Genomic DNA, 16747 nt, shown 5'->3' with positions numbered 1-16747 from the left:
TTTCCCTTTATTACAATATAATTATGCGGAAAATTTTTTCCGCTTTCTGTTTAATTATCGTATTCATGGGAGCTCAAAAGCTTAAAATAATCTTAAATTTTTAGGCTATTTAATTCGTTATTGTTGCGAAAAAAGTCTCATTCTTAACCCTACAAGATGATTTTTATGGATTAAAAATAATTAAGGGAGAAAGAGATGAGTGATTGCAAAATGAGTAGGGTTAGTAGGGAATTGTTTGATAATATTAAGTCATTTTTACACCATAAGCTTAAAACAATGATACGCATTCAAAGCGTGAATGATTTGCAATTGGTCTTAAAATGGCAGGATAGAGTTTTAGAGTGCCAAAGTCTTATCGCATTGAAAGAACTCAATCGCAAGCTTTATAATCAGGGTATTAGGCATACGATTATGATGCAAGGCCTGTTTTTGTTCTTTGAATATTTTGATAATAGGATTAAGCTCAAATCCTTGCACAATCTAGCAGAAGAACAGGTTATAGACTTCTTATTTGAATTAGCCAAAAATAGGAAGCCAAGCTCTATGGCTAAATATGTGATGTATTTAAGACAATTCTTTGATTATTTAGACAAGAAAAGAAACTATAGCTTTGATTTTGAACTTAAAAATCTATCGTTTGCCAAGAAAGAAACGCATTTGCCTAAACATTTGAATAAAAATGATTTTAAGGCTTTTGTCCAAGCTCTTCTAAAATACCATCCCAAAACCAGTTTTGAAAAACGCAATCAGTGTATTTTACTGCTTATTGCATTAGGGGGGTTAAGGAAGTTTGAAGCCTTAGATTTGGAGCTAAAAAACATTGCTTTAGAAAATAACCACTACCGCCTTTTAATCAAAGGAAAAAACAACAAAGAGAGATACGCTTATATTGAAAAAGAGTTTTTGCAAATTCCTTTGAATGCATGGCTAAGCGATACTAAACGATTAAAGAGTTTTAAGGGGCGTTTTGTATTTAAGAAAGCAAAAAATAACACCACACAAAAAACTTGCTCTTTAAAGGGCTTTATCGCTAAAATTTTTAAGCTCTCTAATATTGATGTAAAATCTTATGGATTAGGTTTGCATCTTTTTAGGCATAGTTTTGCCACTTTTATTTATGATGAAACACAGGATTTGGTTTTAACTTCAAGAGCGTTAGGGCATAGTTCTTTGCTTTCTACTAAAATCTATATCCATACCACTCAAGAACACAATAAAAAAGTGGCTCTTGTGTTAGGGGGGTTATTAAGAAATGAAAAAAGCGAGTAGGTTTTTAAAAAATTTGATTTATTTTGATTTTTGAGTTATAATGTGCTTACATTCAATGGGCTAACCGAAGCCCACCTTTTCACAAACTACTTAAATTTTCCAAGTCTTTATTCCCAATGCTTTTAATTAAATCATCTAAAAACAAGACGATTTTACTTGGTTCTACACTTATATTCATAGGCATTTTTGCCCTATCATTGTCTTTTAACCCAGTGAAATAAGTCGTAATGCGTGGGCGGTTATTTGGTTTGGTTTTGAGTAAGTTTTCCCAATGATACGCGCGATTTCTAATCGTCCATAGCAAGTTTAAAGCAATATGAACCTTTGAGGCACTAGATAATGGATTTTTTTTATTGTTGATAAATAATGTATTTTTATTATTGGGGTAATAGGATTTGAAATTGATGCGCTTTAAATCTAATATTACCCCCTCTAATTTATAACAAAAAATAAGCTTAATCACTGCCCCTAAAGACATTTTAGATAAAATCAAAGAATGCGTGATTTCTTTTTTCTTTTCTTTTTGCTCGTTAATTAAATTTGTTAAAGAATCTTCACTAAATACCCAATCACTCCCTTTGATTTGGGTTAAACAATAATCTAAAGCGTTGCGTAAATAAATTTCTAAGTTAGAGATTTTAGGCGTGATAGAAGCAATGAGTTTTAAATTTTCTTTGTATTGCTCTAGGCTGTTATAAGTATCTAATCTGTCTTTGGATAGAATGAGCGTAATATTATTCTTAAAATATTGTAAATCTTTCATGATTTTTCTTAATGTTTTTTTGAAAAACTATCACTAAAAATAATTTTCAAAAATTGCCCTAAAATGACCTTTATCATTTGTTAGCTCTATGAGACTTGGGAAGTTCAATTGTCTCCACGCCCACTCCAACACCAGGATGTCCTGGCATGTCTCTCATGTTAGCCGTGGTGCTGTTTATCGTAGATTTTGCGTCTTTATAAGCTTCTAGCGTTCTGCCAAACGCTGAACGACCCGCACTCTTAAGACTTCCAGCTATGGCTCCAGCTCCAGCACTAGCTATTTGCACGCCCTGATATACAAAACTTTTAGCATCCGTTAGACCACCTTGTGTGCCAAAGATAGCGTTAATCATTTCGGGGACTTTTTGAATGAATGCCAGTGAAATTCCTATTACCACAATAATGCCAAATTTAGCCACTATTTCATTGCTCCCTCCCACTTTGATTGCGTATTGTAATGCAAAAGAGTTGAATAACACTAATAGCAACAATAAAGGCATGTAAAAAGTCAATGAAATAATCTTTTTCACATAAGACACTAAAAAACCTCTAGTCTGCTGAAAAAAACCTAGCGGTAACATAAAAATAACTAAAGACAAGTAAATAATTTTTTCTAAATAAGTCATAAAAACATAACAGAAAACTTTGAATAACAAAAACAATTCTAATCCTAAAATAACCAATAACAAAACAGCTGCAATAAGAGTTTTTGGTGATAGCCCATTATTAATTGTGAAGTCTTCATATAGCTTATTCAAACTACTTAAAATTTGTCTGACATGGAATGAAATGTTAGCGTTAGTGATGCTATGGCGTGCGTCTATCTTCTTATATTCTCCTGCACTATTTGTTTGATATTCCTTAACCACATTAGAAATCCCAGCATTTAGCAAATTGGCAGGTGCGTCAAAAATTTCTGTTACATGATTTTGAAAGGCAAAACTGGAGCGACCATTACCGCTACTAGAACCATCAGATTTAAAAGCGTAATGATACAAAGAAAGGTATCCCACAAATACAAAAAGCATTAAAAAGGTTTTGATTTCAAATAAATCATTGTTTTGATAGCGTTTAAAGGAATACAAAAGGATCAAAAGCACTCCTAAGACCATGCCAAAAGGTTGGACAACATTGGCTAAAGGCTCGCCAATTCCCTTCAAGATCTTGTTAGAAAACGAAATAAAAAACCCAAGAATCTCGCTGTAAAGCCCATCTGCTTGCACAACTAAAGAATCTTGCTTATTGTAAAGTAAGTAAGCACCCGTTCCTATGACAGCTAAAGCACCAAGCACTAAAGGATTAGAAAGAAACGGCAAGGCAAGTAGTGGAGCGGCCATGTTATTTAATCTCCAACATTCTTCTATTTCTTTCACCAGCAGCTATTCTCATGGCAGCCGAGCAATCCACTTTATCACCTCCTTTTTCAAAGCATTCGCTATCCTTTTTCAAAGCTTCTTCTATATGGTTTTTATAATATTCTTCCCTTTCTTTCACTTGTGATAGATAATGAGCATGTTTCAAATCTTCTATTCTGTATTTTATAACATCCCAAAAAACCACCACTAAAACCCCTAAAATCCCTAACAAAATCCATGAATTTAATCTGCTTTTAAACATGCAAAATCCTTTTTAAAATATTTGACTAATTTTAACACAATAACCCTTATTTCAATACGGAGTGAATTACCCAACCGCTAAAGCGATTGGGCTTTTTCTTGCTTCATAGCTCCATAACTAGCTAGATCCAATATGCTTCCATATTTAGAACTAACCCCGTTAGAGGAAGCTCCACAAGCTTTGACACACTCATTAGTGTGATGAGTGTAATCGCTTCGGATAATCCCTACCCTAGCTTTATCTGTCTTTACTTTATGCCTATCATCTAGCATGCCTAAAGCGTAGTTTCTGATATTGACGCTCGCATTATAATCTCTGTGGTGTGTGGTTTTACAATGAGGACAAGTGAATTTAGTGATTCTTTCATGTTTTTTGCCTGTATTGACCCCACAATAAGAACATAATTGAGAGCTAGGGAAAAATCTGTCTATGCCTAATAGGGTTTTGCCTTTTCTTTGGGCTTTGTATTCCAACATAGTAAGGAATTTCCCCCAACTCGCATTAGCAAGGCTTTTAGAATGATAGGTTTTCATAAGAGCTTTAATATTCAAAGTTTCTACTCCTATCAAATCGTATTGATTGGTTATCTCATTACTGATTTTATGCAAGTAGTCATCTCTAGTGTTTGAACAAGCTAAATGCAATCTGGATACCTTTTTAGCTTGTTTTTTCCTGTTGTTGGAACCTTTTACTTTTTTACTCAACCTCCTTTGCGCTTTAGTGAGTTTCTTTTCTAATTTTTGATAAAAGCGAATGTGTGGGTATTCTATTTTATCGCTTGTAACAATGAGCGTTCTTAAGCCCATGTCTAAACCTACCGCTTTTTTGATAATGGTGGGGTTAGGGATAGGCTCTTTAGTTTCATAGGATAGAGAACAAAAATATTGATCCGCTATGCAAGAAATAAAAGCCTGTTTGATAACGCTATCTTTAGGCAAGTCTCTGTGTAATTTAGCCTTAATGCCCTCTTTGAATTTAGGGAGAGCGATGGTTTGAGTTTCTGTTTTGATTTCTATGTTTTGAGGGATTGCAAAAGATTGTTTAGCGTTTTTCTTGGATTTGAATTTAGGGTATCTCGCTCTTTTACTGAAGAAATTATCATAAGCGCTCACCAGCTGTCTTAACGCCATTTGCAAGCTTTGAGAATTGCATTCATTGAGATAATGGTATTTTTCTTGCCGCTTGATTTGGGTTAAGACTTTTTGCATGGTGAAGTAAGTTTCTTTAATGCCTTTTGCGTATTGCTTTTGCCGGTAATCTAAAAAGTAGTTATACACGACTCTAGAACAGCCAAAATGTTTAGAAATCAATTCTTTTTGTTGGGCGTTAGGATAAATTCTAAACTTGATAGCGTTAAGCAAAAATAACTCCTTATCTTTATCTTGTATTATTATACAATGTTTTTATAAATAATGAATAAGGATAGAGGAATGAGGAAAAACCATTATCCATTAAGGGGGTATATTCCAACCAACAGAAGTAAGCATAATCTAAAAGCCCATTTGATTTTAGTGTGTAAATACAGAAAAAAGTTATTGCAAGGGGATTTGAATAACTTTATTAAGTCTGTTATAGATGAGATAGCCACCCAAAGCAATCTCATTATCATTGCGATGGAAAGCGATATAGATCATTTGCACTTAATGGTTCAATATATCCCTAGAATGTCTATTAGTTCCATTATTGCTAAAATCAAACAAATCACTACTTATAGAGTTTGGCGCGATAAAAGATTTATCCCCTTATTGCAAAAACACTTTTGGAAAGAAAAAACTTTTTGGACTGATGGATTTTTTGCTTGCTCTATCGGTGAGGCTAACCCTGAAACGATCAAGGCGTATATAGAAAATCAAGGTTAGTTTTACTTAAGGTTTTTATAGTTCCTAGCGGAACTAAAGCATTCATCCCAAACACTAAAGATATTTGGGATTTCTGCTTGGGTGGTTTAAAACCAAACCTACTGTTGCCTCCAATCCTTCCAACTACAATACCGCTAACGAAGAAGAAAAAACCCGTCTTGTGATTTTAGCGTCTCGTATTAGCAGCCAAAAAGAAACACAGCCTCCAACCTCTATAAAAAATAGTGTTTCTAACACAAGATCCAAAGAAAAACAAGAACTTGAAAAAGAATACGGCTCTAGCGGTTTTAAAAATTTTAAAAGAAAAAATATAGCGAGCAGTGAAAACAAACTTTTGAGAACGATTACGGCTGACAGAATGATCCCAGCCATTCTGATCACTCCTATTAGTAGTGAAATAGGGGGGAGTAAGATAGTCGCTCAAGTGGAGAGTGATATATACGCAACGATGGGTAGAGCGGTTTTAATCCCTAAAGGGAGTAGAGCCATAGGCTATTACAACTCTAATAACAAAATAGGCGAATACCGCTTAGAAATTGCTTGGAATAGGATAATCACGCCACAAGGAGTCAATATCATACTAAGCGATGCTAGGGGAGCTGATGTCAAGGGCTATAACGGCATGATAGGCACACTCCATAACAAATATTGGGAACGCTATGGTATTCCTTTATCCTTAAGCACCTTGTCAAACGGGCTACTCATAGGTCTTACTAGCGGTCTTACCGAAGCGATGAAAAACAAAAGGGGTGGTTTTAACCAAAACTATTTTGGAGATTACATGATGATGCAAATGACGAGGCAAACTGGTATCAGCCTAAATAATATTATCGCTCAAATCATGCGAGATCAAATCAGGATTAAGCCCATTATCACTATTAGAGAGGGAAGCCATATTTTTATCAGTCCTAATACGGATATTTGGTTTCCTATCCCTAAAAACAATGAAGTCTTAGCGAAATTTTTTAATGAAGAAAAGGAACAAAACAATGATACAAAATAGCATTATTAATAATAATTTTATTCTAAATAGTGTAAAATTAAAATACAATATTAAACATAAGGATTACCAATGAAACTCAACCCTGAAGAAGAATTATTGAACACTCTAGAAGAAAGCAAAGATGCAGAATATGTGGAGCTTTGCAAAAAAGTAGTAGAGGTGCAAATGGAATTAAGAAAAGTTATGGATAAACGCCTAGGAAATAAAACCAAAGAGTTAAGATCCAGAATGCAAGCAAGGATTACTGAAAGGCTGGTTTCAGAAATTTTAAATACTGAAGAGCATTTTTCAAAAAAGATTATCCAAAACGAGAAACCGCTTGAAATTATTTTTGATATAGAAAGGATTTATAACAATGATTGGTGAAAATTTTAATTGCGATAAAAAGCTTGCTCATTTAAATGAAGAGCGGCCCATTTTAGAAGCGCCTAAAAAAGATAAAAAACCTAAAAAGCCTAGAAATTCTAAAATTAAGGATTTAGATTTTTATGCCTCCTATGTGAGCAAAAATGTTGAAATCCAAAAAAAATTTGATGAGACTTATAGGCTGTGTGAACAAAAACAGCAAGAACTCAATAACTTATTAAAAGAACTAGAAAACTTAAGGAAACAACTATGAAAGAGAAACTAGACAAATTATTAAAATTAGAGCTTAACGAATTAGATAAACTGGATTTAGAAAAAGAGTTATCTAATCTAAAACTCACAAGTCATAGAATTTATCAAGAATACTTACTAGAAAAACACGAAATTTGTGAAAAAAACTTGGAGATTAAAGCTAATAATAAAAGGCTTTCCAAAATACACCATCTCTATTCTTTAGCTAAAAGAATAGAAGATAAAAGAGAAAAAGAGCGCATTGAACTTCAAAAAAAAATGTTAAGGGATTTTGATAACCATCAAGGAGAACCATAATGATTTCTAATCTTTTAAAAAGTTACCTTGATGACTTTATGCCTATTTTAAGCCAGCCTGATTTAAATGAAGTGGTTTTTAATAAAGAAAAAGAGTATTTCTTGCACCGCCCAAAGGAAAAAGTGAGGTGTTTTAATGAAAAATTTACTAATGATTATTTGTTAGTTTTTTGTGAGCAATTAGCCATTTTTAGAAACCAAAAATTCACTCTAAAAACGCCTAAGTTAAACACTTCTTTGCCTTACACACAAATTAGAATTAACGCATTACACCCTAGCATTATTGCTAGTTCTAATATTTCTATCAATATCAGAGTGCCTAGCAATTTCAAGTTTGAAATTAACGCCTTTAAATTAAGTGAGAAATGTCTGGCTAAAAACATTACCTATGATTTTTTACTTAACTTAGTAAGTGCAGGTAAAAATATTTTAATCAGTGGTGGCACAGCTAGTGGTAAGACTAGCTTTGTTAATTCCTTGATTGAAAATATTCCTAAAAACGAAAGGGTGGTTACTATTGAAGATAGTCCTGAGTTAAAAATCAGTAACGAAGATCAAGTCAATATTTTAGTAGATAAAAGTGGGAGCGGATTTTTTACTTATGAAGATGGCTTAAATGCGGCTATGAGAATGTCTCCTGATAGATTATTATTAGGCGAAATTGACACGCATAACACTGCGTTATTTTTGCGTTTAGCAAATACTGGGCATAGCGGAATGATAAGCACCTTGCACGCTAATAGTGTAGTAGATGCTTTTATAGCTATTTGTCAGAATATAAACTTGAATAAAGGCGGTAAGCCTACGCCCAAAGAAACGCTTTTAGATTATTTTTGCACTGGTATGGACTATGTTATCCAAATCAAAAAAAAAGGTAGCGATAGGATAATTGATGATGTTTTAAATGTTAAAAGCGAATTTAAAAAGGAGTTGGTGTTATGAAAAATCCAAGACTTTACAGAAAATCCAAACAAAAAGGGGGCGCTAAAAGGATGGAATTTTTATTGGATGTTAGATGTGTCCAAATTTTAAAGGATTTAAAAACTAGGCATAACAAGTCTTACACCAAAATTGTAGAAAATCTTATTTTAAATAGCCAAATTAGTTTCTACAAACAGCAAAAAATCACAAGCGCTTTAGGCAGTTTAGCGATGCTATATAGCTCATTGAATGCGACTTGTTCTAATTTTAACCAGATTGCTTACCATTTAAATAATGCGGCACTTTTAGGAGAAGATGTTATCCATTTTGGCTTATTGCAAGATATTGAAATACAACTGAAAGCTTGGAGCGAAAAAACAAAAATTTTAAACCTAGCTATCAAAAAAAGCGCTTTCATCGTAGCGCATTGTTTAAAAGGGGATAAGAAAATTTTAAAAGGGATGAATTTATGACAAAAGAAACTGATATTGATTTGATTAGAAATTATTTAGAAAAAATGGCATCTATTATTAAAAGTTCTCAAAGCATTATCAATGCTCCCCATTTTCTAAAAGATGAAAACCAAGCAAAAATATTGCAAGAAAATCTAAAAGAAAATTTCACTCTTTTAATGGAATATGTTAGTGAAGTTTGGGTTAAAAGCGAAGAAGAGTTTGAAGAGTTTATGAAAGATGAGAGTTTTGAGAATGATTTTATGCATTTTATGAGTTTATTAGATAGTAAAATCAAAGTAGAATAAATGCAAATTTATAAGCCTTATTGCTATATCATTTCTATTTTAGCCATTCCTTTTATTTTTTTAGGCGTATCGCATTATTTCTTAGATTTTCCTAGTTTTTTAGCGAGTTATAACTATCTAAAAAAGATTATTCTTAATCTGCATAATTTTCCCCATTTTAAATTTGAGATTTATTTTTCATTCTTTTGCGCGTTATTACCGCTATTTTTGACAGCCTACTTATTTTTTAATGGGCGCAATATGGATAGTCATGGCAAGGCAGTTTGAGCTGAAATGAAAGATATTATTAAATACGAATATAGGATTTTTAATATTTTTAAAGGCTTGTTCTTAATTTTGTTTTTACCTCTAATGCTTGTTGTCTCTAGCTTTACGCTATTGCCTGTTTTTATAGGGTGTATATTTTATGAAGTTTATCAATTTGCCAAGAAAAGACCTAAGGTTTTCTTTACGATCTTATCTTTTTTGGTAGTGATTTGTGTCTTAACCTTTATATTTAGGGGATTTTTAAGTGTAAAACTAACGCTATTTATGAAATACCTAAAAGGATTATTTTAAACCACCCAAGCAGAAATCCCAAATATCTTTAGTGTTTGGGATGAATGCTTTAGTTCCGCTAGGAACTATAAAAACCTTAAGTAAAACTAACCTTGATTTTCTATATACGCCTTGATCGTTTCAGGGTTAGCCTCACCGATAGAGCAAGCAAAAAATCCATCAGTCCAAAAAGTTTTTTCTTTCCAAAAGTGTTTTTGCAATAAGGGGATAAATCTTTTATCGCGCCAAACTCTATAAGTAGTGATTTGTTTGATTTTAGCAATAATGGAACTAATAGACATTCTAGGGATATATTGAACCATTAAGTGCAAATGATCTATATCGCTTTCCATCGCAATGATAATGAGATTGCTTTGGGTGGCTATCTCATCTATAACAGACTTAATAAAGTTGTTCAAATCCCCTTGCAATAACTTTTTTCTGTATTTACACACTAAAATCAAATGGGCTTTTAGATTATGCTTACTTCTGTTGGTTGGAATATACCCTCTTAATGGATAATGGTTTTTTCTCATTCCTCTATCCTTATTCATTATTTATAAAAACATTGTATAATAATACAAGATAAAGATAAGGAGTTATTTTTGCTTAACGCTATCAAGTTTAGAATTTATCCTAACGCTCAACAAAAAGAGCTTATTTCTAAACATTTTGGCTGTTCTAGGGTGGTGTATAACTACTTTTTAGATTACCGACAAAAGCAATACGCAAAAGGCATTAAAGAAACTTACTTCACCATGCAAAAAGTCTTAACCCAAATCAAGCGGCAAGAAAAATACCATTACCTCAATGAATGCAATTCTCAAAGCTTGCAAATGGCGTTAAGACAGCTGGTGAGCGCTTATGATAATTTCTTCAGTAAAAGAGCGAGATACCCTAAATTCAAATCCAAGAAAAACGCTAAACAATCTTTTGCAATCCCTCAAAACATAGAAATCAAAACAGAAACTCAAACCATCGCTCTCCCTAAATTCAAAGAGGGCATTAAGGCTAAATTACACAGAGACTTGCCTAAAGATAGCGTTATCAAACAGGCTTTTATTTCTTGCATAGCGGATCAATATTTTTGTTCTCTATCCTATGAAACTAAAGAGCCTATCCCTAACCCCACCATTATCAAAAAAGCGGTAGGTTTAGACATGGGCTTAAGAACGCTCATTGTTACAAGCGATAAAATAGAATACCCACACATTCGCTTTTATCAAAAATTAGAAAAGAAACTCACTAAAGCGCAAAGGAGGTTGAGTAAAAAAGTAAAAGGTTCCAACAACAGGAAAAAACAAGCTAAAAAGGTATCCAGATTGCATTTAGCTTGTTCAAACACTAGAGATGACTACTTGCATAAAATCAGTAATGAGATAACCAATCAATACGATTTGATAGGAGTAGAAACTTTGAATATTAAAGCTCTTATGAAAACCTATCATTCTAAAAGCCTTGCTAATGCGAGTTGGGGGAAATTCCTTACTATGTTGGAATACAAAGCCCAAAGAAAAGGCAAAACCCTATTAGGCATAGACAGATTTTTCCCTAGCTCTCAATTATGTTCTTATTGTGGGGTCAATACAGGCAAAAAACATGAAAGCATCACTAAATTCACTTGTCCTCATTGTAAAACCACACACCACAGAGATTATAATGCGAGCGTCAATATCAGAAACTACGCTTTAGGCATGCTAGATGATAGGCATAAAGTAAAGACAGATAAAGCTAGGGTAGGGATTATCCGAAGCGATTACACTCATCACACTAATGAGTGTGTCAAAGCTTGTGGAGCTTCCTCTAACGGGGTTAGTTCTAAATATGGAAACATATTGGATCTAGCTAGTTATGGAGCTATGAAGCAAGAAAAAGCCCAATCGCTTTAGCGGTTGGGTAATTCACGTATATCTTTTGGTAAGGTTGGTAAATTATTAACTTGTTTTTGAGTGGCTATAATATTGCAATCATCATCTATTAAATTACCCTTACTATCTGTTATCTGACCCTTACAAGATTTTTTAATTCTTTCTTCTTTAGTCTCTTGTTTAACGACATTGTTCTGTGGTAGGATTTTCTTTTCACCCGCTTGTTTGTAGAGATAGTCAGAGATTGGAAACTTACCTTTAACATATTTTTTCACTGCTTTAGGCGAGCTATCATCATAAAGGAAAAACCATGCGCAAAAAATAAGCATCAAAACAATAAAGATACTTGCAATCGGTGCGTTTCTAATTACTCTAAAAAAGCCCATTATTTTTCACTCTCTTTAATAGGGTTTGCTTGATTTTGTTTTGGGGTGTTATTCAGACCCTTTTTATTCTTCTCTAAACTATCAGTGGTTTTTGGTCTTTCTATATAGGGGATAGGCACGCAATAATGGGTTTTGATGGTGTGTTTTTTGAGCTTGTTTTTCAAATCTTTTTGCAAAGGCTTGGGAGCTTTTATGATGTTTTTAACTTCTTCTAAAGTCTTAACTTCTTCTTCATTTAAGGCTCGGCATTTTTCATTTGGAGTTTGGTTTTTGATTTGAGCTAACAACTCCGTTACGCTAATGGCATTTTTAGGTTGAGGCGTAGTGTCTTCAACCAAGTGAATGTTGTTTCGTTTGGCTTTCATGGCTTCATCTTGCTCTAAAAGCCTTTTTAAACGCATGAAGTCCTTAGATTTTTGGTATTTGTGTTTATCTCTTCTTACGCACACATATTCCTTACCGCTCCTTAAAGTCCATTTTTTAGAAACATCTTCAGCAATAATGTAATTCCCTACCACACGGCTATTGATAGGATTATCATACCCATCTACAACCTTATAGGTGTAAGGAAATTTTGAAAAGGCTTGATCTCTGTCATATCTAAAATAAGTGTATTTGCCATCATCAAAGACATCTAGCGCCTTTATATCAAGCGCGTCATCACTGGGTTTTTTATAGAGCCACAAACTCCACCAGGTGCGTTTGTGTTTGGGTTTTTGCAAATAACCACGATTGATTTTAGCTTTTTCAATGAAAATGTGATTGACTTCATCTCCAATTCTTATAAACTTGCCATCATCAATTTCCTTGCTCTCATAATTGATTTTTCTATAGTCAAGCTTTTGTTTGTCTTGTTGATTAGAGCTATTTGTATTTGTTTCTGTTTTAGCCCATTGTTCTCGCTCTCTTTTTTCCAGCTCGTTTTTAGACAAAATATTGAGCTTACCGATAGCCCTTTTATTAGAGACAAACACTGAAAAATAGCTTTGAAATTTGCTAGTGTAAGTGGTGCTAAACAAGTAAAAAGTATAAATTGTTCCGCTCGCTCCGACTACGGTTAGGTTTGTATCCACCCCTATAAGCAAGGGTTTGATCACTAGCATGCTGGATAAATCGTAATGATCATTAGTAGGGTAAGTGAGTTCAAAACCGCTAGGATCGCCTAAACTCACATAGATAATGGGATCATTATCAAAAATAAAAGTGGTGGTCATCGCATAGCGTAAGCGGATTTTGTTGGTGTTGCCTGCCACATACAAGACATTGAAATTATTGTCTTGCAATTTTCTACTTTTAGAAAAATACACGCTCTGTAAGGCTTTTAAATCCATAAGTTGTTTGGCTTTTTCTTTGTTTTCTTGTTCTTTGAAACTTTCTAAACTATCAGATTTTGCTGGGATAAGATTGTTGTTTTCTTTGCCATGTTCAAAAGAACTTGTAGGATCAGTTTCATTGGTATTGTTTCTAAAAATATCCTCTTCAGCGCTAAGTAAAGCGCAATACAAAAATAGCGATAGAGTGAATTTTTTCATTATTGTTCCTTAACATCTTTATATTGGCTCATATGAGGGTCTTTTTTCTCGGTATGGATAATCCTAGATTTCACACCATCATCTTTGACTTTATTTTTCTCATCTAAATCTTTTAAAATCGCAATTTCAGTCACATCATAACCTGTAACCATAAAGCCTGTAGGATTTAAAGACATGGAGTCAAAATTGATTTCTTGTTTTTTGAATTCAAAACTCATCACCACTTTATAACGCTTTAGGCTCTCTAATTCTCCACTATGATACAAGCTCACTTCAATGTCAATATAGGCTAAATCTTTATCTAAGTAAATATTTGCAATCTTTACTTTTCTTGTGAGTAAAGGATTAGTGTAAATGCTGTCATAATGAGCGATGAGTTTTTCAAATTCATACCATACTTCATTGGAACTTTGCTCTTTAATGGTGTTTTGACGCATTTTTTCATGTTGCTCAATATGAGTAATGCTTTCCCTGTTTAGCACATACGCTCCCACTAATGAACGAATAAGAGCTTTATTGGCTGTAATGGTGCTATCTGCCTTTTGAACTAAAGCAAAATTTTCTTTATTGTTGGAAAATTGCACTAAATACGGCTCTTTTTGTTTTAAGGGCAACAGAACAATCAGTAAGATAATAAGCAACGCTGTTGTGCCAAAGAAGAAACACGCTACATAAAAGATATAATCGCCTAATTTTTTCTCTAAATGATAGATAACGCTTGCATCTCTCACTTCTTCAAAGAGCATTGTAGGGGCAATGCTTTTATCAAAGCCTATTCTGAAGAAAAAGTTTTTAAAAATTCTTTCTTTTTTTTCTTGGATTGGCTCGTTTTGGGGTGTTTCTTTTTCCTCTGTTTCTATCACAGGCTCTTCTACAAATTCTTCACTTCCATTGATGGTGGTTTGAGTGGGCAATGGCAAAGAAAACAAATCGTTAGGCTGGTTTTCTTTAGTGTCTTGATTTTCTTCTTTAAATTCTGTGTTGTTGTCTGCTTTAAGATTTTCTTTGTTTTCTAATTGCTTTAATTCATTTTCAATTTCTCCTAAAAGCAAAGTTTGTTCTTCATTCTCTTTTAGATCGCCCCACAAATCCATGCGTCTTTTAGTTTGTAATTCTAAATTTTTTAAACCGCCATAAAATTGTCCTAAAACTTCGCTTCTTTTTGACATCAACTAGCCTATGGATTGATTTAAGTGAAAAAAGGCACAAGGGCTTTTATGCATTTCATATTGTTTGTTAGAACATCCACTTAGTGCTAACAAAATTATTCCTAGTAAAAATATTCTCATTTCTTTGGCTTTTTGTGTTTATCAATCCATTTAGAGATAGCGAATTTGTCATTCAATATTTTATTGGTGGGCATTGCTAATTTACACTCTTCACAAATTTTTTTAACCAGATTCAGTTGTTTTTGACTAGGTTTTTCTTTAACATGCTCTGCAATCCAATCAGAACATTTTTCCTTGTTCTGCAGGATTTCTTGACAGGGTTTTTGTAATTTTTTATCTTTACAGATTTTGTCTATGAGTTCAAGTTGCTTATCAGTAGGCATGTTGTTGTCAGTAGATTGTGTTTGATAAAACTTGGCGGTACTTTTTAATTTGCTTATGACTTCAAGCATGAACTTTTCATAACTAGCTTCACCTCTCATAATTAAATCCAAACATTCTTCAAATTGTTTGGTAGTGTTTCCTAATTTGCTCTTATCCTTGCTTGTAAGAGCGATGAAATCCACTTCTTTATCTTTTTTGAAAAATGAAATCACTTCTAATCCTTGACTAGTAGGGGTGATGGCGTTAGTTTTTGTATCAATGCTAATATATTTACGCTTCAAAAGAAGATCTAAGAAGCTCGCATAAGTGCTGGGACGACCAATCCCCTCGCTTTCTAATAAGGGAATAAAGGCGCTTTCTTTATAAGGTTTAGGACTGGGTTTTTCTATTTTTTTAATAAAAACTTCTTTTAACGGGACACTATCATTTTCTTTTAATGAAAAGTTTTCTATTTCACTTTCTTGTTCTTCCTTGTTAAGTTCTTCTTTGCCTTGAATGAGTTCTTCAATCTCTAAAAAACCCTTTTCTTGTAAAAGTTTGAAAGAGAGCTTAAAACTCTCGCTTTTAATTTTAAAGATACAATCGTATTGATTGTATAAGGCGTTTCTACTTTGAGAACAAATTGTATTGGCATAAATAAGTTGATACAACTTCAGCGCTAATTCTTCGCTTATTTTAGCGTCACTGCACACTTTCTCTAAGTCTTTTAAAGCATGCAGATGTGTAATTCTTATGGCTTCATGCGCTTCAGCTTGTGAGTTTTTGCCAGCCTTATACTCCCTGTATTGATAAACACTCGGATAAATAGGTTTAAAAAACACTTCATGTTCTTTGAGATACTCAGGACTCAAAAACTCACTATCAGTTCTGTGATAAGTGATGAGACCAGCTTCAAAGAGTTTTTGAGCAAGTTGTGCGATTTCTTTAGTGGGTATTTTTAAGGATTTGCTCGCTTGGGATAAAAGTTTAGAGGTGGTGAAAGGTTTTTTGGGTTCTTTATTGGATAGACTTTCTTTTACTGAAACTAGAACACTCATAGAGCCTAATCCGTCCTTTAGATCTTTTAAAAATTGAGATGCTTCGTTTTTGTCTTTAAATTTAAAATCCACTAGTTCGTTTTTTTCATTCGCTCTTACATGCTTAATAATCACTTCTTTTTCATTGCACACAATATTAGCTTGGATTTGATATTCTACTTTTTCTTCAGCATCCAACTTATCAAAATCCCTTATTTCTTGATCTCTTTTGCAGATTAAAGCTAGAGCTGGAGTTTGCACTCTACCAGCGCTCAATTCACTAAGATTCAAACTTTTTCTTAAATAACTTGTTAGAGCAAATCCAACAACCTGATCGCTTGCAATCCTACCTAAGAATGATTGGTATAAATTAGTGTTAGAACGAGAAAATAACACCGCATTTTTTAATCCATTTTCAATACCGCTTGGTGTGATCTCATGAAATTCTGCACGATAAATTTCACTAGCTACATTTTTAATTTTTTCATAAAATTGATAGCCAATACCATAGCCCTCTCTATCAGGGTCAGTAGCGATATAGACTTTTTTGTCCCTACAAGCATTAATTAAAAAATTTATTTTCTTAGCCTTGTCTTCTTTGATTTCAAACTTACAAGCAAAATTATTTTCAATATCTACGCCTATAAGGTTAGTAAAATGCCCTATAGTTGCATAAACTTCCGCACCTGTTAGTTGTTTAATCTTTTCAACCTTATTAGGGCTTTCAATGATAATCACGCTATCTTTCAT

The 16747-nt window shown here is 33.4% G+C and carries 18 protein-coding genes and 2 pseudogenes; 11 read left to right on the top strand and 9 right to left on the bottom strand.

Going from position 1 to position 16747, the window contains the following annotated elements; genetic code table 11:
• Positions 1 to 195 precede the first annotated feature (195 nt).
• On the top strand, positions 196 to 1269 hold the full coding sequence (locus DQL14_RS02150; protein ID WP_108169682.1) for a tyrosine-type recombinase/integrase: 1074 nt from the start codon (positions 196 to 198) through the stop codon (positions 1267 to 1269).
• 79 nt (positions 1270 to 1348) lie between these two features.
• On the opposite strand, the gene DQL14_RS02145 is transcribed toward DQL14_RS02150, so the two are convergent.
• The 4 genes from DQL14_RS02145 to DQL14_RS02130 form a co-directional block, all read right to left on the bottom strand.
• Positions 1349 to 2032 (bottom strand): CAAX protease, encoded by a 684-nt coding sequence (locus DQL14_RS02145; protein WP_108169681.1) that lies wholly within the window; start codon positions 2030 to 2032, stop codon positions 1349 to 1351.
• A 73-nt stretch (positions 2033 to 2105) separates the two neighbouring features.
• The gene (locus tag DQL14_RS02140; RefSeq protein ID WP_108169680.1) at positions 2106 to 3368 is read right to left on the bottom strand and encodes a type IV secretion system protein; all 1263 of its coding nucleotides are present in this window, start codon (positions 3366 to 3368) and stop codon (positions 2106 to 2108) included.
• A 1-nt stretch (position 3369) separates the two neighbouring features.
• The gene (locus tag DQL14_RS02135) at positions 3370 to 3648 is read right to left on the bottom strand and encodes a hypothetical protein (protein WP_053577294.1); all 279 of its coding nucleotides are present in this window, start codon (positions 3646 to 3648) and stop codon (positions 3370 to 3372) included.
• 77 nt (positions 3649 to 3725) lie between these two features.
• On the bottom strand, positions 3726 to 5009 hold the full coding sequence (locus DQL14_RS02130) for an RNA-guided endonuclease InsQ/TnpB family protein (protein ID WP_108169679.1): 1284 nt from the start codon (positions 5007 to 5009) through the stop codon (positions 3726 to 3728).
• 51 nt (positions 5010 to 5060) lie between these two features.
• Here DQL14_RS02130 and tnpA (DQL14_RS02125) point away from each other — a divergent pair, with 51 nt between their 5' ends.
• The 9 genes and pseudogenes from tnpA (DQL14_RS02125) to DQL14_RS08585 all read left to right on the top strand — a co-directional run bounded on the left by tnpA (DQL14_RS02125) (position 5061) and on the right by DQL14_RS08585 (position 9663).
• Positions 5061 to 5507 carry an IS200/IS605 family transposase gene (gene tnpA, locus DQL14_RS02125; protein ID WP_162296838.1) on the top strand — a complete coding sequence of 149 codons (447 nt, stop codon included), beginning with the start codon at positions 5061 to 5063 and terminating at the stop codon, positions 5505 to 5507.
• A 121-nt stretch (positions 5508 to 5628) separates the two neighbouring features.
• Positions 5629 to 6510 (top strand): annotated as a pseudogene (locus tag DQL14_RS02115) (DNA type IV secretion system protein ComB10); the annotation flags it as partial.
• A gap of 69 nt (positions 6511 to 6579) precedes the next feature.
• On the top strand, positions 6580 to 6876 hold the full coding sequence (locus DQL14_RS02110; RefSeq protein WP_108169678.1) for a hypothetical protein: 297 nt from the start codon (positions 6580 to 6582) through the stop codon (positions 6874 to 6876).
• Positions 6866 to 7129: a hypothetical protein gene (locus DQL14_RS02105; protein ID WP_108169677.1), complete on the top strand. Its 264-nt coding sequence runs from the start codon at positions 6866 to 6868 to the stop codon at positions 7127 to 7129. The genes DQL14_RS02110 and DQL14_RS02105 overlap by 11 nt, the downstream gene beginning before the upstream one ends.
• Positions 7126 to 7425 (top strand): hypothetical protein, encoded by a 300-nt coding sequence (locus DQL14_RS02100; RefSeq protein WP_108169676.1) that lies wholly within the window; start codon positions 7126 to 7128, stop codon positions 7423 to 7425. Before DQL14_RS02105 ends, DQL14_RS02100 begins: the two co-directional genes overlap by 4 nt.
• The gene (locus tag DQL14_RS02095) at positions 7425 to 8366 is read left to right on the top strand and encodes a CpaF/VirB11 family protein (protein ID WP_108169675.1); all 942 of its coding nucleotides are present in this window, start codon (positions 7425 to 7427) and stop codon (positions 8364 to 8366) included. The genes DQL14_RS02100 and DQL14_RS02095 overlap by 1 nt, the downstream gene beginning before the upstream one ends.
• Positions 8363 to 8818 (top strand): hypothetical protein, encoded by a 456-nt coding sequence (locus DQL14_RS02090; protein WP_000795431.1) that lies wholly within the window; start codon positions 8363 to 8365, stop codon positions 8816 to 8818. The genes DQL14_RS02095 and DQL14_RS02090 overlap by 4 nt, the downstream gene beginning before the upstream one ends.
• Positions 8815 to 9105 (top strand): hypothetical protein, encoded by a 291-nt coding sequence (locus DQL14_RS02085; RefSeq protein WP_000159825.1) that lies wholly within the window; start codon positions 8815 to 8817, stop codon positions 9103 to 9105. The genes DQL14_RS02090 and DQL14_RS02085 overlap by 4 nt, the downstream gene beginning before the upstream one ends.
• Positions 9106 to 9663 (top strand): annotated as a pseudogene (locus DQL14_RS08585) (hypothetical protein).
• A gap of 86 nt (positions 9664 to 9749) precedes the next feature.
• Here DQL14_RS08585 and tnpA (DQL14_RS02070) read toward each other — a convergent pair.
• A complete protein-coding gene (tnpA, locus tag DQL14_RS02070; RefSeq protein WP_162296838.1) occupies positions 9750 to 10196 on the bottom strand; it encodes an IS200/IS605 family transposase in 447 nt (148 codons plus the stop codon).
• 51 nt (positions 10197 to 10247) lie between these two features.
• On the opposite strand from tnpA (DQL14_RS02070), the gene DQL14_RS02065 reads away from it, so the two are divergent.
• Positions 10248 to 11531, top strand: a complete 1284-nt coding sequence (locus DQL14_RS02065; RefSeq protein ID WP_108169144.1) for an RNA-guided endonuclease InsQ/TnpB family protein — start codon at positions 10248 to 10250, stop codon at positions 11529 to 11531.
• Here DQL14_RS02065 and DQL14_RS02060 read toward each other — a convergent pair.
• The 4 genes from DQL14_RS02060 to DQL14_RS02045 all read right to left on the bottom strand — a co-directional run bounded on the left by DQL14_RS02060 (position 11528) and on the right by DQL14_RS02045 (position 16747).
• Entirely contained in the window at positions 11528 to 11896 is a 369-nt protein-coding gene (locus DQL14_RS02060) for a DNA transformation compentancy (protein WP_108169674.1), read from the bottom strand. The two genes, DQL14_RS02065 and DQL14_RS02060, sit on opposite strands and share 4 nt — an antisense overlap.
• Positions 11896 to 13428, bottom strand: a complete 1533-nt coding sequence (locus tag DQL14_RS02055) for a TrbG/VirB9 family P-type conjugative transfer protein (protein ID WP_108169673.1) — start codon at positions 13426 to 13428, stop codon at positions 11896 to 11898. Before DQL14_RS02055 ends, DQL14_RS02060 begins: the two co-directional genes overlap by 1 nt.
• On the bottom strand, positions 13428 to 14597 hold the full coding sequence (locus DQL14_RS02050) for a VirB8 family type IV secretion system protein (RefSeq protein ID WP_108169672.1): 1170 nt from the start codon (positions 14595 to 14597) through the stop codon (positions 13428 to 13430). The genes DQL14_RS02055 and DQL14_RS02050 overlap by 1 nt, the downstream gene beginning before the upstream one ends.
• A 116-nt stretch (positions 14598 to 14713) precedes the next feature.
• Positions 14714 to 16747 carry a type IA DNA topoisomerase gene (locus DQL14_RS02045; protein ID WP_108169671.1) on the bottom strand — a complete coding sequence of 678 codons (2034 nt, stop codon included), beginning with the start codon at positions 16745 to 16747 and terminating at the stop codon, positions 14714 to 14716.

The organism is Helicobacter pylori NCTC 11637 = CCUG 17874 = ATCC 43504 = JCM 12093, from assembly GCF_900478295.1.
GTDB lineage: Bacteria > Campylobacterota > Campylobacteria > Campylobacterales > Helicobacteraceae > Helicobacter > Helicobacter pylori.
The sequence above is the reverse complement of the archived record's forward strand: the minus strand, read 5'-3'. Positions and strand labels throughout refer to the sequence as shown.